Below are 14,835 nucleotides of genomic sequence, written 5' to 3' on the forward strand. Positions count from 1 at the left end.
CTTATTCCGCGGTTGGAGCAGGCTGGATGGCGAGCTGGTCGGCCAGGCGCACGAAGGCGGCCAGGTCCAGTTGCTCGGGACGCAGGCTGCCGTCCACGCCGGCGGCTTCGATTTCAGCGTTGCTCAGCAAGGCCTTGAGCGTATTGCGCAAGGTTTTGCGGCGCTGGTTGAACGCCTCGCGCACCACGCGCTCCAGCAATTTGTGATCCTTGGCCGGGTGCGGCAGCACGGCGTGCGGCACCAGGCGTACGATGGCCGAGTCGACCTTCGGCGGCGGGTTGAACGCGCCAGGGCCTACGTTGAACAGGTGTTCGACGCGGCAGTGGTACTGAACCATGATCGACAAGCGGCCCCAATCACCACCGCCCGGGCCGGCGGCCATGCGCTCCACCACTTCCTTTTGCAACATGAAGTGCATGTCGCGGATGATCCCGGCGTTGTTCAGCAGGTGAAAAATCAGCGGCGTGGAGATGTTGTACGGCAGGTTGCCCACCACGCGCAGGCTGTTGGGCGCGGCGTTGAGGGTGTTGAAGTCGAACTTCAGCGCATCGCCCTGATGCAGATTGAAGTTGGATTTGCCGGCGAACTGCTGGTTGAGGATCGGGATCAGGTCCTTGTCCAGTTCAACCACGTCCAACTGGCCACCGCTGGCGAGCAGACCTTGGGTCAGTGCGCCCTGGCCCGGGCCGATTTCCAGCAGACGGTCTTCTGGCTTGGCATGGATTGAGCGCAGGATGCGGTCGATCACGCCGGCGTCGTGCAGGAAGTTTTGCCCGAAGCGCTTGCGCGCCCGGTGTTGGTAATGCTCGGTCATATACGGGTCTCGGCCATCTGATAGGCGGTTTCCAGGGCCACGTGCAGGCTGCCGGTATCGATCTTGCCGCTGCCCGCCAGGTCCAGGGCAGTGCCATGGTCGACGGAGGTACGGATGATCGGCAGGCCCAGTGTCACGTTGACGGCGGCGCCGAAGCCTTTGTATTTCAGCACCGGCAGCCCCTGGTCATGGTACATCGCCAGCACTGCGTCGCAGTGCTCCAGATATTTGGGGGTAAACAGAGTGTCCGCCGGCAGTGGGCCGCGCAGGTCCATGCCTTCTTGGCGCAGACGCTCCAGGGTTGGTTCAATGATGTCGATTTCTTCATGGCCCAAATGGCCGCCTTCACCGGCATGCGGGTTGAGCCCGCAGACCAGGATGCGCGGTTGGGCGATGCCGAATTTGTGTTGCAGGTCGGCATGCAGGATGCGCGTGACACGCTCCAGGCGCTCGACGGTAATGGCATCCGCAATTTCGCGCAGTGGCAAATGCGTGGTCACCAGGGCGACTCGCAGGCCACGCGTGGCGAGCATCATGACGACTTGAGCGGTGTGGGTCAGTTCGGCAAGGAATTCGGTGTGGCCGGAAAAGGCGATACCGGATTCGTTGATCACGCCCTTGTGGACGGGTGCGGTGATCATGCCGGCGAAGTCGCCGTCGAGGCAGCCTTGCCCCGCGCGAGTCAGGGTTTGCAGTACAAACGCTGCGTTGGCCTTGTCCAGTTGCCCGGCAACTACCTTGGCTTGCAGTGGGGTGTCCCACACATACAGGCTGCCGGCTGGGGCAGGCACGTCGGGCCAGTTGCCTGGCGCTGCATCCAGCAGAGTGATAGCCACACCCAGTTGCGCGGCCCGCTCAAGGAGCAGGTCGCGGCTGGTAATGGCGATCAGGGGATGTGGCTGGGCTTGCGAGGCGAGCAGCAGGCACAGGTCTGGACCTATGCCGGCCGGCTCGCCGGGTGTTACCGCGAAACGCTGTGGTTTCACGGAGTTGCCTGGCTGGCGCCTGTTTGCTCGGCGCCTGGCAGCTTGTTCTCTACGTAGGCTTCGTCACGGATCTGACGCAACCAGGTCTGCAGCTCTTCATCATATTTGCGGTTGCGCAGTACGTTCAGTGCCTGTTGCTCGCGGGCCTGGCTGGTGTTGTCGGTGGCGCGACGGCCAAGGACTTCCAGGACATGCCAACCGTATTGAGTCTTGAACGGCTTGGACAGTACGCCTTGCGGGGTATCGGCCATCACCTGCTGGAATTCCGGCACCAGCGCTTTCGGGTCGATCCAGTTCAGGTCGCCGCCGTTGAGGGCCGAACCCGGGTCTTCCGAGAAGCTCTTGGCCAGAGTGGCGAAGTCTTCACCGCTTTGGATGCGGTCATAGATCTTCTGAGCCAGTTCCTTGGTTTGCGCTTCGGTGCGGATTTCGCTTGGTTTGACCAGGATATGACGCACATGCACTTCGTCTTTCAACGAGGTCTCGCCACCGCGACGTTCCAGCAGCTTCAGGATGATGAAACCACCAGGGGTGCGGGCCGGCTGGGTGATGCCGCCGACTTCCATGGCGCTCAGCTCGCGGTCGAACGGAGGGGGCAGTTGAGCGGCTTTACGCCAGCCCATGTCACCGCCTTCAAGGGCGTTGTCGCTGCCGGACTGGGCGATTGCCATCTGGGCGAAATCAGCACCGGCCTTCAGGCGTTCATAGATAGCCTGGGTCTTGGCGGCGGCGGCATTGAGCTGCTCGGAGTTCGCACTGTCCGGGGTCGGAATCAGGATATTGGCCAGGTGCAGTTCTTCGGAAAGCTGCATCTTGCCCAGGTCCGATGCCAGGAAATTCTTGACCTCCTGCTCGGACACCTGAACCCGCTCGGCCACACGGCGTTGGCGCACACGGCTGATGATCATCTCGCGGCGGATCTGGTCACGGGCGTCTTCATACGAAAGACCGTCGTGGGCCAGGGCCGCGCGGAACTGATCGATGCTCATGTTGTTGCGCTGGGCAATGGTGCCGACTGCCTGGTTCAGCTCTTCGTCCGAAATACGGATGCCGGAACGATCACCGATCTGCAGTTGCAGGTTTTCGACGATCAGGCGTTCCAGCACCTGTTGGTCCAGGACGCTGGTAGGCGGCACGCCACCGCCACGCTTGGCGATGGTTTGCTGAACTTCCTTGACGCGTTGGTCCAGTTGGCTCTGCATGATCACGTCGTTATCGACGATGGCCACCACTTTATCCAGCTGTTGAACCGCAGCGTGTGCCGATGCGGCCCCCAGGAACAGCGCGCCCAGTACGAGCGGGCGCAGACAATCAGAAAGCTTGGTCTTCACGTTCACGATAACCTTCAATGCCTTTGTCGAGGAAGCTCTCTACCTTGGCGCCGGTCAGGCCGCCGAGTCCTTTGAGGACGATTTGCAGGAAGAGCCCGTGGTCACCCTTTTCGTTGAGCGGGGCGATCTGGCTGTATTCGTCGTTGGAAACCCAGTAACGGTTGATGACGCGCAGTTTCCAACAGCAGTTGTCGTACTCGAAACCACCGAAGGCTTCCAGCGTACGGTTGCGAGCGTAGTCATACTGCCAGCGGGTGATCAGGTTCCACTGCGGAATGATCGGCCACATCATCGAGAAGTCGTGTTGTTGGATTTTGTAGTAATCCTTCACGTAGTTCGCGTCGCCTGGCTGGCCGTAGTCGCCACCGAACTGCCATTTGCCGGTCAGCTGGTTGTAGACGACCTGGTCGTTACGATAGCGATAACCAACGTTGATGATCTTGTTCGGGTTGTCTTCCGGCTGGTAGTGAAGCATTGCGCTGCCGGAGCGAGGGCTGTGCTCCTCGGTGTCCCAGTTGTAGTCGGCAGTGGCGCGCCAGTCGCGGTTGAAGCGGAACTCGTAGTCCAGTGCAACCGGCGATACGTCTGACTGTGCGTCGTCACGGTCGGCAGCCAGGATGCCCGGCAGTTGGACTTCACGATCCTTGAAGTACACCGCCTGGCCTACGGATACGCGTTGACGCTCGAAGCCGTTGTCTTCGATCCAGCGACTGGTCACGCCCAGGGACAGCTTGTTCTCGTCGCCGATACGGTCGGAACCGCTGAAGCGGTTGTCACGGAACAGCGATGCGTAGCTGAACGAGTACTCGCTGGTGTCGAAGACGGGAATATCCGCCTGGTCCTTGTTCGGTACGTACAGGTAGAACGCACGCGGCTCAAGGGTCTGGCGATAGTCTTTGCCGAACCAGTTGGTATTGCGATCGAAGTACAGGCCGCTGTCGACACTGGCCACCGGAACCGCGCGGTCCTGGGAGCTTTTGAAGGTGCCACCCGCGTACGGATTGGCCGGGGTTGCTGCAGCTTGTTCAGCAAGGATCTGGTTCTTGCCGATGCTGTCCAGGTCCAGGTCGTACTTGGTGTAGACGTACTTGAGCTTCGGGGTGACGAAACCGTAGGTCCAGTTCATCGGGTATTCGACGGCCGGGGCTACGTTCAGGCGTGTGCCGTTGGCGCGGGTCAGGCCGCGTACAAAGGTATCCAGGCGAGGGCTTATCAAGCCATCCTGGTCTCTGAAGGTGCCGTTCTCCAGGTCGCGTTCGAAGCGGACCGCTTCGGTCTCGTAGCTGAAGTTCAAACCGCCCGGATGGTACGGCAGGGTCCCGTTGAAGGTGATCTGCGGCAGGCGGTTATACGGGGTAACCTGGGAAATCGTCGCCAACTGGTAGGCCTGAAGGTTCAGGCGTGCCTGGAAGGTGTCACCGCGATAAGCCACGGAGCCCTGCTGGTTGACGTAGTCGCGGCTCACAACGCCTTCCTGGTTGGACTTCAGGTCCTGGAAGAAGTAAGGGTCGCTGATCTGGGTGTAGTCAACCTGGGTCAGTACGCGCGAATCCAGCCCGCCCTTGTGCTGCCAATTGAGCATGTAGCGGGTTTTTTCGTAGTCGGTCTGCAGCTTGCGCTCGTCGTTGTCGTCGTTCAGGTACGCGCCGCCGAACTGGCCTTCGCTGGACTTGGTGAGGTAGCGGAACTCGCCTTCCATCATCATGCCGCGCTTGGTCATGTATTGCGGGTACAACGTGGCGTCGTAGTTCGGCGCCAGGTTGAAGTAGTACGGCGTAAGCAGGGTGAAGCCGGTTTCGCCACCGGTGCTGAAGCTCGGCGGCAGGAAGCCGGATTGACGACGATCGTCGATCGGGAAATAGATGTAAGGGGTGTACAGGATCGGGATGTTCTTGATCCGCAACGTCGCGTTGGTGGCCGTACCGAAACCGGTGGCGGGGTTCAACGTGATGTTGTTGCCGCGCAGTTGCCAGGCATTGCTGTCTGGTTCGCACGTGGTGTACGTACCGTCCTTGAGACGGATGATCGCGTTTTCGGCGCGCTTGGCGTACAGCGCGTTACCGCGGATGCGCGACTTGTGCAGCACGTATTCGGCGTTGTCGATCTGAGCGGCACCGGTGTCCAGCTGAACCTCGGCGTGGTCGCCGACGATCAAGGCACCCTTGTCGCGCAAACGCACGTTGCCGTTCAGTTCGCCGCGGCTTTCCGCCTGGTACAGGCTGGCCTCTTCAGATTCCAGCTGCATGCTGCCCTGGCGCATGACGACGTCACCGGCCAGGGTTGCGACTTGCTGTTCCTGCTCGTAACGAGAGGCCTTGGCACCGATGAAGGTGGGCGCATCGCTCTTGTCCGTCTTGTCGTTCATGCCAGGACGAGTCGGCTCGATGTACGCACCGCCGCAATAAGGACCGGTTTCGGCCAGTTGGGCCGCGGTCAACTTTTCGCGAGGCACCCAGTCCAAGTGGCTGTAGTCGGCGCTGCGCGAACGCAGGCCGCGGCCCTTGGATTCGGTGACCAGTGCGGTCTTGGGCTCGGCCGCGGCACTGCCACCAGCCTCGGCCTGCGCCGTGCTGTTGGCCGAGCTGACGGCTGCGCCGTCATGCACCGGGCGCGGTGGCAACGGGCTGGCGGCGGTTTTCGGCGCGCAATCCCAGGCACCCGAAGCAGAGACTGAGCAGTCATACTGTTCCGCGGCGACCACGAATGAGGTGGCGAAGGGTTGCAAGGCCAGCAGACTGCCGGTTACCAGCAACGGAAATTTTCTACGAAACGCGGGGGATTTCAATGCCATCTTATTAGTCCGGGCTTCCTGCGTGCCATCTGCCCGCGGTTTGGGCCGCACGCCTCTCGATGGTCTGAAAAAGATGCGTGATAATAAAGCATGCCCCGCTTGACGGCTAGCGCCGTCGGAGACCCTTGTAATGCCCGAGCAAGATCTACGTTTACAACAGCTGGAAGTCTGGCTGGATGAGCAGTTGCCGATCCTTTTCAACGCTCAGGACTGGGGCCCCGTACCCCCGGCCACATTGACCGCGGCCAGCAGCGACGCGAGTTTCAGGCGTTACTTTCGCTGGGAGGGGGGAGGCCGGACGCTGGTGGTGATGGACGCGCCGCCCCCCCAGGAAAACTGCAAACCTTTCGTCGATATCGCGTATTTACTGGCGACATCGGGCATAAATGTTCCAAAAATTTATGCGGAAGATTTGCCGCGCGGCTTTCTTTTGCTCAATGACCTGGGCACAAAAACCTATCTGGACGTGATCGACGAGCAAAACGCCGACGCATTATTCGCCGACGCCATCGACGCGCTGCTGGCGTTCCAGCGCTTGCCGATGGAGGCGCCGCTGCCCAGTTATGACGTTGCCTTGCTGCGCCGTGAACTGGAGCTCTTCCCGGAGTGGTACGTACGCCGCCATCTGGGTATCGAGTTGGATACACAACAGCAGGCTCTGTGGCAACGCGCCAGCGACCACCTGATCGAGAGCGCCCTGGCGCAGCCCAAGGTGCTGGTGCACCGCGACTACATGCCGCGCAACCTGATGATCAGCGAGCCTAACCCGGGCGTGCTGGACTTCCAGGACGCGGTCTACGGCCCGGTCACCTACGACATCACCTGCCTGTTCAAGGACGCCTTCCTCAGTTGGCCCAAGGCGCGCGTGCGTGAATGGCAGTGCGGTTATTGGGAGCGTGCGGCGGAACTGGGGATCCCGGTGCAGCCGGATTTCGAGGACTTCCTGCGTGCCAGCGACCTGATGGGTGTGCAGCGCCACCTCAAGGTCATCGGTATCTTCGCGCGCATTTGCCATCGCGACGGCAAGCCGCGCTACCTGGCTGACGTACCGCGCTTCTTTGCTTATATAGAAGCGGTGCTCGCCGATCGCCCGGAACTGAGCGAATTGGCCGAGCTGTTGACCAGCCTGCGTCAACCCGCAAAGGCCGTTGTATGAAGGCCATGATCCTGGCCGCCGGCAAAGGCGAGCGGATGCGTCCGCTCACGTTGCACACGCCCAAGCCGTTGGTGCAGGCCGGTGGCAAGCGCTTGATCGAATATCACCTGGAGGCGCTAACCAAGGCCGGTTTCACCGATATCGTGATCAACCACGCCTGGCTCGGCCAACAGATCGAAAGTTATTTGGGGGATGGCGCGCAGTTTGGCCTGCGCATCCGTTATTCCCCGGAGGGCGAGCCGCTGGAAACCGGCGGTGGGATTTTCCGGGCCTTGCCACTGCTGGGAGACGCGCCGTTCCTGGTGGTCAATGGCGATATCTGGACTGATTACGACTTTACCCGGCTCAGGCAACCGCTCCAGGGCCTGGCGCACCTGGTGATGGTCGACAACCCGGCGCATCACCCCTCAGGCGGGGATTTCTATCTCGATCAGGGTTTGCTTCATGATGCCGCGCCCGGTGCCGATAACCTGACCTTCAGTGGCATTTCAGTGCTTGACCCCAAGTTGTTCGAGGGTTGCAGCGCGGGTGCCTTCAAGCTGGCACCGCTGCTGCGGGCGGCGATGGCCAAGGGTCTGGTAACGGGGGAACACATGGCGGGACGCTGGATTGATGTCGGCACGCTGGAGCGCCTGGCGCAAGTCGAAACCCTGCTGACAGCGGGGCAGTAGCATGTTGTGGCCAGGGACGCTGATCGGCGCCGGGGCTGGCTTTGCCATTGCCAGTATTCCGGGGGCTTTGTTGGGTGCGTTGCTAGGGCAGGCGCTGGATCGCCGCCTGCAACTGCACAGTTGGGCACAGCTGCGCGAGCGCCTGGGCGGGCGTCCCGCGTTGCGTAACGACGAATTGCTGTTTGTGTTGCTGGGGCGCCTGGCCAAAAGCAACGGGCGCGTGGTGGATGGGCATATTCAGCAGGCGCGCCAGGAAATGCGCTCGCTGGACATGACCGACTCGGCCCAGCGCCGTGCAATCGCAGCCTTCAACCGTGGCAAATCCGGCTCCGACCGGGTGCGCCGCTATCTGCGCGTGCTTAAGGCCCAGCCCCACGCGGCCGAAGGCGTGCTGCGTGCGTGCTGGCGGATGGTCTGGGCGGACGGCAGGGCGGATGACGCTGAACGCGACCTGATCGACCAATGGGGTAAATGGTTGGGCTGGACACCGCAACAACTCCAGGCCCTGGCGGCGGACTACACGCCTGAACGCAAGCCGCTGGTCAATCGCAACGGCACGTATCAGGAGGCGTTGCGCTTGCTTGGCGTAACCGCCACCGCTGAACCGTCGGTAATCAAGCGCGCCTATCGCCGCCTGCTCAGTCGTCACCACCCGGACAAGGTTGCCGGCAGTGGCGCCACCCCTGCGCAAGTGCGTGAGGCCACCGAGCGCACCCGCGACCTGCACAATGCCTATGCGTTGATTCGCGAGCGGCGGGATTTTCGCTAGCCCCAGGGATAACCACAATCCCATGTGGGAGGGAGCAAGCCCACATGGATTTTGCGTTGTTCTTCAGTCCGCATCGGCCTGTGGGCTCAACCACCCACGTACTCGCCGGTACAACTGTTCTTGCTCGGCAGCGCTGTTGCCGGGCAGGGTCTTCAAGGTCACTTGCTTATAGCCATCATTCTTCAAGCGTTTGGCGGCCTGGGCCCGCGCCAGTGCGTTTTTGCGGGATTGAGCGGTGTCTTGGTAGAACACGTCAGCGGTCGGCAACTTCAGGCCGGGGGCCAGTTGTTGCACGTCCGGATGGCGGCCATTGGGCGTTTGCGCCGCGACCATCACGAACCTCTGCACCTGGGACGGTTGTTTCTCGCTCAGGTAACGCGCGGCCCACCAGGCGCCCGTGCCATGGCCGAGCAGCACCACGCTACGTGCGCTTTGGGTTTGGGCGAAGGCCACGGCGGCGTCGATGCGGTCGAAGATACGCGACGCGTCGGTCTTGTCCTGCTCATCGGCGCCCGCCACCACCGCCGGGTCGGTGCCTTCGGCCTCGGCGCTGGCGGCTTGTTCGATCGGTTTGTCGGCGGTGCTGGCTTCCTTGCTGCTGGTGTCGACCGTGGCGTTGGGCGCTTCCACGGCGCGTGGCGGCAGGGTGTCGACGCTTACGTCCGGCAGCGACAAGCTGAGGCTGCCCCAATTGGCGTCCGGCAATTTGCGCCGCAATGGGCCGATTGCTTGAGGCCAATCAGCATTTTCACCGCGCCCCGGTACGATAATCACCACGCCTTCGGGTTCGGAGCTGTTGGCGGGTTTCCACAGGGCGAGGAAGGAGTCGCTGCCGGCCTGCAACTGCTGTTGTTCCTGTTGCGGCAGGGTGCGCTCCAGCGAACTGGCCTCTTGCTGGCTGCGCTCGGGCAAGGGTTGGCGCTCGACGGGTTTTTCGGCGGGCGGCGGTGTGTCGGCGGCGTGTACAGAAAAGGCGCTGGTAAATAGCAGCGACAGGCACAATGCTGGCAGTGCCGAACGGTGGAGAAAGAGCATCGTTAATTCCCGGCCAGAAGAGATTCCAGCAGCCTAATGGGTTGGTCAGTATTTGTCAGTGATGTGAGACGTGGATCATGGGTTTTCGCTGTCTGCTGGTTATCGGCTGTTTGTGCATTGCCTTTATGGCCAACGCCGCCCCCACGCCTGCCGTCCCGCAGGCACAGCTCAACGCGCAGCAGCGCGAATGGCTGGCCGCGCACCCGGAGCTGCGGGTAGGTGTGGTGCTGCAGGCGCCTTACGCGCAATACGACCGGCGGCTGCAACGCTTGTCCGGCGCCAATGTGGAACTGATGCAATGGCTGGCCAAGGCGCTGAACATTGACCTGGTGTGGCGCAACTTTCCCAGTCAGGAGCAGTTGGAAGCCGCCGTGCGCGACGATGAAGTCGACATCGCCCCAGGCCTGCAACAGACCCCGGCCGGGTTGCGCCTGTGGTTGTTCACCGACCCCTATATGCGTGTGCCCCAACACATCGTCGGCATCCGGGAGGGCGGTGGCGCCGTTGAACTGGAAAAACTCGATGGGCAGTCTCGCGTCGCCGTGCGCATGCCCAGCGCCGTGGCCGATTATCTGCGCGGTACTTACCCAGGCCTTAACCTGCAAGGTGTGCCCATGGAGCGCCAGGCCCTGCAATTGCTGGTCAGCGAGCAGGCGCGCTACGCCATCGTCGATGAAGCGCAACTGAGTCGCTTGTCCGGCGAAGCGGAGTTCGCCGGGTTGGCGGTGGTAGGGGATATCGGCTTGCCGCAGTTGCTGCGCGTGGCCACTCGACGCGACTGGCCGCAGTTGGCCGGCATTATGGAAAGCGCGCTGCGCGCCATCCCTGCCCGAGACCTGGACCAGTTGCACAATCGTTGGCTGCAGCCCAAATACCCGCGTTTATCCGAATCCAAAGGCTTTTGGCAAAACCTCTGCCTGTTGCTGGGGCTGTTGTTGCTCGCCAGCCTGGCGGTGGTGTTCTGGCAACGCCGCCAGCAACGCGCGCTGGAACACGACCTATTGGCCGCGCGCGAAGAAAGCGCCGCGCGCGCCGCCGGTGCGCAAGCGTTGCGCCTGACGCAATTTTCTATCGACCAAAGCACCGTCGGCATCCTGTGGGTCAACTGGGACAGCCATGTGCGCTACGCCAACCGCGCCGCCGAAAGCATGCTCGGCTACGACCCCGGCGCGCTGATCGAGCGGCCGCTGGTCGATCTCGACCCCACGCTGGACATGGACCGCTGGCTCAACCTATGGAAGCGCGCGCGCGCCAGCGAAGAGGGGCCGCAGAATTTTGCCACCGATTGCCTGCGCGCCGACGGCAGCATCCTGCCGGCCAACGTGTCCTTGAGCTTCTTGCGGTTTGCCGAGGCCGAGTACCTTGTGGTTTACCTCAACGACGTCACCGAACTGCGCCGTACCCTGGCCGCGTTGCTGCAAAGCGAAGCGCAACTGCGCGAATTGTCCGCGCACCTGGAAACCGTGCGCGAAGAAGAGAAGGCGCGCATTGCCCGCGAAGTGCACGACGAACTCGGGCAGATGCTCACGGTGCTCAAGCTGGAAACGTCCATGTGCGAGCTGGCCTATGCGCAACTGGACCCCGGCCTGCACGAGCGCTTGAACAGCATGAAACGCCTGATCGCTCAGTTGTTCCAGCTAGTGCGGGACGTAGCCACCGCCCTGCGCCCGCCGATTCTCGATGCCGGGATTGCGTCTGCCATCGAGTGGCAAGCCCGCCGCTTTGAAGCGCGTACGCACATTCCCTGCCTGGTGCAGGTGCCGGATAACCTGCCGGCCCTGAGCGACGCCAAGGCCATAGGCCTGTTTCGTATCCTGCAGGAGGCGCTGACCAATGTGATGCGCCATGCCCAGGCGCATACTGTGGAGCTGACGTTGGCGATGGACGGCAGCGATTTGCGCTTGACCATCAGCGACGACGGCGTTGGCTTCGTCCAGCCTGAAGGCCGCGCGGTCTCGTTTGGCCTGGTCGGCATGCGCGAGCGGGTGCTGATCATGGGTGGGCAATTGAGCCTGCACAGTGAGTTGGGGGAGGGCACCACCCTGAGCGTGATGGTGCCGCTGGATGCCAAACAATAAGAGGAAACCCCTGTGATCCGCGTACTGGTAGCCGAAGACCACACCATTGTTCGTGAAGGCATCAAGCAACTGATCGGCCTGGCCAAAGACCTGCTGGTGGTAGGCGAGGCGAGCAATGGCGAACAGTTGCTGGAGACCTTGCGCCACGTGTCCTGCGAGGTGGTCCTGCTGGACATTTCGATGCCTGGCGTCAATGGCCTGGAGGCGATTGCGCGGATTCGCGCGTTGAGCAACCCGCCGGCGATCCTGGTGCTGTCGATGCACGACGAAGCGCAGATGGCAGCCCGCGCCTTGAAGGTGGGCGCCGCCGGCTATGCAACCAAGGACAGTGACCCGGCGTTGCTGCTCACCGCTATTCGCAAGGTGGCCGCCGGCGGGCGCTATATCGACCCGGACCTGGCCGACCGCATGGTCTTTGAAGTCGGCCTCACCGACGCCAGGCCGCTGCATGCGTTGCTGTCGGAGCGCGAGTTCTCGGTGTTCGAGCGCCTGGCCCAAGGCGCCAACGTTAACGATATCGCCCAGCAACTGGCGCTGAGCAGCAAAACCATCAGTACCCACAAAGCGCGCTTGATGCAAAAGCTCAACATCACCTCCCTGGCTGAACTGGTGAAGTACGCCATGGAACACAAACTTCTGTGACGACATGCCTGTTTGCGACGCCCCTTAAACCGTACTGAAGCCATTCCCGGCGCGTGCGGCCGTGACACTGTTCCATCCCCGCCATTGATGTAGGGCGATCCCTACCCCCAGCCTTCCATCCGGCTGATGCAAATCTCTCCTGGCCCCCGATTTCCGGGGGCTCTGGCGTGGACTACGCTTGTGCCACAGCAGTCCAAAACACAAAGGTGCGGGTATGAGCGAGGTGGATTCAAATGATGTACTGGTCAGCTTTCGTGGCGTGCAGAAAAGCTACGACGGCGAGAACCTGATCGTCAAAGACCTCAACCTGGAGATTCGCAAGGGCGAGTTCCTCACCTTGCTCGGGCCATCTGGTTCGGGCAAGACCACCAGCCTGATGATGCTCGCCGGCTTTGAAACCCCCACCGCCGGCGAAATCCAGCTGGCGGGGCGCGCCATCAACAACGTGCCGCCGCACAAGCGCGACATCGGCATGGTGTTCCAGAACTACGCGTTGTTCCCGCACATGACCGTCGCCGAGAACCTGGCGTTCCCGCTCTCGGTGCGCGGGTTGAGCAAGACCGATATCAGCGAGCGGGTCAAACGCGTGCTGAGCATGGTCCAGCTTGACGCTTTCGCCCAGCGCTACCCGGCGCAATTGTCCGGCGGCCAGCAACAGCGTGTGGCCTTGGCCCGCGCGCTGGTGTTCGAGCCACAGTTGGTGCTGATGGACGAACCCCTCGGCGCCCTCGACAAGCAACTGCGTGAACACATGCAGATGGAGATCAAGCACCTGCACCAGCGCCTCGGCGTGACGGTGGTGTATGTGACCCACGACCAGGGTGAAGCCCTGACCATGTCCGACCGCGTGGCGGTGTTTCATCAGGGCGAGATCCAACAGATCGCCTCGCCACGCACCTTGTACGAAGAGCCCAGAAACACCTTCGTGGCCAACTTCATCGGCGAGAACAATCGCCTCAACGGGCGCTTGCACAGCCACACCGGCGACCGCTGCGTGGTCGAGCTGGCGCGGGGCGAGAAGGTCGAGGCCCTGGCGATCAACGTCGGCCAGCTCGGCGGCCCGGTGACGCTGTCGGTACGCCCGGAACGCGTCAGCCTCAACGGTTCCAGCGAAAGCTGCAGCAACCGTTTTTCGGGGCGAGTGGCGGAATTCATCTACCTGGGCGACCACGTGCGCGTACGCCTGGAAGTCTGCGGCAAGGCCGATTTTTTTGTGAAACAACCGATTGCCGAGCTGGACCCGGCCCTGGCGGTCGGCGACGTGGTACCGATTGGCTGGCAAGTCGAGCACGTTCGCGCACTCGACCCACTTTTAGAGGCGAATTGATCGCCCCCATGGCTTCACCAACCCTGCACGTGGAGAGAACAACAATGTTGAAATCCCTTAAGTATTCAGCGCTCGCCCTCGGTTTGATGGGCGCGACACAGGCCATGGCCGCCGGCCCGGACCTGACGGTTGTGTCCTTTGGTGGCGCGAACAAGGCGGCCCAGGTCAAGGCCTTCTATGCACCGTGGGAAAGCGCGGGCAACGGCAAGATCGTTGCCGGCGAGTACAACGGTGAGATGGCCAAGGTCAAAGCCATGGTCGACACCAAGAGCGTTTCCTGGGACCTGGTGGAAGTGGAATCGCCGGAATTGTCCCGCGGTTGCGACGAAGACATGTTCGAACCGCTCGACCCGAAACTGTTCGGCAAAGCCGAAGACTACGTAAAAGGCGCGATCCAGCCGTGCGGTGTGGGCTTCTTCGTGTGGTCGACCGTGCTGGCGTACAACGCCGACAAATTGGCCTCCGCGCCCACCAGTTGGGCGGATTTCTGGGACACCAAGAAATTCCCGGGCAAGCGCGGCCTGCGTAAAGGCGCCAAGTACACCCTGGAATTTGCGTTGATGGCCGACGGCGTAGCGCCCAAAGACGTCTACAAAGTACTGGCCGGCAAAGACGGCCAGGACCGTGCGTTCAAGAAGCTCGACGAACTCAAGCCGTCGATCCAATGGTGGGAAGCCGGCGCACAACCGCCACAGTACCTCGCCTCGGGTGACGTAGTGATGAGCTCGGCCTACAACGGCCGCATCGCTGCCGTGCAAAAAGAAAGCAACCTGAAAGTGGTGTGGAACGGCGGCATCTACGACTTCGACGCCTGGGCCATTCCTAAAGGCCTGGCCAAAGACCGCGCGGAAGCGGCGAAGAAATTCATCGCCTTCTCGGTGGCGCCGCAGCAGCAGAAGACCTATTCGGAAAACATCGCCTACGGCCCGGCCAATACCCAAGCCGTACCGTTGCTGGCCAAGGACATTCTCAAGGACATGCCGACGACGCCAGAGAACATCGCCAACCAGGTGCAGATCGATGTGAGCTTCTGGGCCGATAACGGCGAGCAGCTTGAGCAGCGCTTCAATTCCTGGGCTGCAAAGTAACCAGCAGCACCGCTGAACCCCTGTGGGAGGGGACTTGCTCCCGATGGCAGACTGTCAGGCAATACACAGGCTGACTGATCCACCGCTATCGGGAGCAAGTCGAATCGTCGCACCGCCCCTCCCACAGGGTGTGCATTCATCTTTAAG

General features: G+C 62.0%; 12 protein-coding genes. 7 read left to right on the forward strand and 5 right to left on the reverse strand.

From position 1 onward, the window contains the following. Nucleotide 1: 1 nt before the first annotated feature. From rsmA to AB4O23_RS06780, 4 genes are read right to left on the reverse strand one after another with little or no spacing between them, the layout of a single operon-like run. Entirely contained in the window at nt 2-814 is an 813-nt protein-coding gene (rsmA, locus tag AB4O23_RS06765; protein WP_017530807.1) for a 16S rRNA (adenine(1518)-N(6)/adenine(1519)-N(6))-dimethyltransferase RsmA, read from the reverse strand. After that, nucleotides 811-1,800, reverse strand: a complete 990-nt coding sequence (pdxA, locus tag AB4O23_RS06770) for a 4-hydroxythreonine-4-phosphate dehydrogenase PdxA (protein WP_065879382.1) — start codon at nt 1,798-1,800, stop codon at nt 811-813. The genes rsmA and pdxA overlap by 4 nt, the downstream gene beginning before the upstream one ends. Further along, nucleotides 1,797-3,137, reverse strand: a complete 1,341-nt coding sequence (locus tag AB4O23_RS06775) for a peptidylprolyl isomerase (RefSeq protein WP_017530809.1) — start codon at nt 3,135-3,137, stop codon at nt 1,797-1,799. The genes pdxA and AB4O23_RS06775 overlap by 4 nt, the downstream gene beginning before the upstream one ends. Next, complete coding sequence (locus AB4O23_RS06780; RefSeq protein WP_065879383.1) at nt 3,112-5,922, reverse strand: LPS-assembly protein LptD; 2,811 nt, start codon at nt 5,920-5,922, stop codon at nt 3,112-3,114. Before AB4O23_RS06780 ends, AB4O23_RS06775 begins: the two co-directional genes overlap by 26 nt. Before the next feature lie 130 nt (nt 5,923-6,052). On the opposite strand from AB4O23_RS06780, the gene AB4O23_RS06785 reads away from it, so the two are divergent. Genes AB4O23_RS06785 through AB4O23_RS06795 form a run of 3 tightly spaced genes read left to right on the forward strand, consistent with a single transcriptional unit; the run spans nt 6,053 to nt 8,518 of the window. Continuing rightward, nucleotides 6,053-7,078 (forward strand): aminoglycoside phosphotransferase family protein, encoded by a 1,026-nt coding sequence (locus AB4O23_RS06785; RefSeq protein WP_068936427.1) that lies wholly within the window; start codon nt 6,053-6,055, stop codon nt 7,076-7,078. Further along, a complete protein-coding gene (gene murU, locus AB4O23_RS06790; protein ID WP_017530812.1) occupies nt 7,075-7,749 on the forward strand; it encodes an N-acetylmuramate alpha-1-phosphate uridylyltransferase MurU in 675 nt (224 codons plus the stop codon). The genes AB4O23_RS06785 and murU overlap by 4 nt, the downstream gene beginning before the upstream one ends. A gap of 1 nt (nt 7,750) precedes the next feature. Next, nucleotides 7,751-8,518 carry a TerB family tellurite resistance protein gene (locus AB4O23_RS06795; RefSeq protein ID WP_017530813.1) on the forward strand — a complete coding sequence of 256 codons (768 nt, stop codon included), beginning with the start codon at nt 7,751-7,753 and terminating at the stop codon, nt 8,516-8,518. A gap of 63 nt (nt 8,519-8,581) precedes the next feature. Here AB4O23_RS06795 and AB4O23_RS06800 read toward each other — a convergent pair whose 3' ends face one another. After that, a complete protein-coding gene (locus tag AB4O23_RS06800) occupies nt 8,582-9,553 on the reverse strand; it encodes an alpha/beta hydrolase family protein (protein WP_116078247.1) in 972 nt (323 codons plus the stop codon). 77 nt (nt 9,554-9,630) lie between these two features. Between AB4O23_RS06800 and AB4O23_RS06805 the strand changes: the two genes are divergently transcribed. The 4 genes from AB4O23_RS06805 to AB4O23_RS06820 all read left to right on the forward strand — a co-directional run bounded on the left by AB4O23_RS06805 (nt 9,631) and on the right by AB4O23_RS06820 (nt 14,688). Further along, the gene (locus AB4O23_RS06805) at nt 9,631-11,631 is read left to right on the forward strand and encodes a PAS domain-containing sensor histidine kinase (protein WP_017530815.1); all 2,001 of its coding nucleotides are present in this window, start codon (nt 9,631-9,633) and stop codon (nt 11,629-11,631) included. Between the two features lie 12 nt (nt 11,632-11,643). Beyond that, nucleotides 11,644-12,273: a response regulator gene (locus AB4O23_RS06810; protein WP_017530816.1), complete on the forward strand. Its 630-nt coding sequence runs from the start codon at nt 11,644-11,646 to the stop codon at nt 12,271-12,273. Nucleotides 12,274-12,487: 214 nt separating this feature from the next. Next, nucleotides 12,488-13,600 (forward strand): ABC transporter ATP-binding protein, encoded by a 1,113-nt coding sequence (locus AB4O23_RS06815; protein ID WP_068936423.1) that lies wholly within the window; start codon nt 12,488-12,490, stop codon nt 13,598-13,600. A 44-nt stretch (nt 13,601-13,644) separates the two neighbouring features. Beyond that, the gene (locus AB4O23_RS06820) at nt 13,645-14,688 is read left to right on the forward strand and encodes an ABC transporter substrate-binding protein (RefSeq protein ID WP_017530818.1); all 1,044 of its coding nucleotides are present in this window, start codon (nt 13,645-13,647) and stop codon (nt 14,686-14,688) included. The last annotated feature ends 147 nt before the right edge of the window (nt 14,689-14,835 follow it).

It is taken from the genome of Pseudomonas sp. H2_A10 (assembly GCF_054680085.1).

Coding starts and splice junctions, on each gene's coding strand:
- AB4O23_RS06785 (WP_068936427.1), top strand. CDS start 6,053: ATGCCCGAGCAAGATCTACGTTTACAACAGCTGGAAGTCTGGCTGGAT.
- AB4O23_RS06800 (WP_116078247.1), bottom strand. CDS start 9,553: ATGCTCTTTCTCCACCGTTCGGCACTGCCAGCATTGTGCCTGTCGCTG.
- AB4O23_RS06795 (WP_017530813.1), top strand. CDS start 7,751: ATGTTGTGGCCAGGGACGCTGATCGGCGCCGGGGCTGGCTTTGCCATT.
- murU (WP_017530812.1), top strand. CDS start 7,075: ATGAAGGCCATGATCCTGGCCGCCGGCAAAGGCGAGCGGATGCGTCCG.
- AB4O23_RS06820 (WP_017530818.1), top strand. CDS start 13,645: ATGTTGAAATCCCTTAAGTATTCAGCGCTCGCCCTCGGTTTGATGGGC.
- rsmA (WP_017530807.1), bottom strand. CDS start 814: ATGACCGAGCATTACCAACACCGGGCGCGCAAGCGCTTCGGGCAAAAC.
- AB4O23_RS06815 (WP_068936423.1), top strand. CDS start 12,488: ATGAGCGAGGTGGATTCAAATGATGTACTGGTCAGCTTTCGTGGCGTG.
- AB4O23_RS06780 (WP_065879383.1), bottom strand. CDS start 5,922: ATGGCATTGAAATCCCCCGCGTTTCGTAGAAAATTTCCGTTGCTGGTA.
- AB4O23_RS06805 (WP_017530815.1), top strand. CDS start 9,631: ATGGGTTTTCGCTGTCTGCTGGTTATCGGCTGTTTGTGCATTGCCTTT.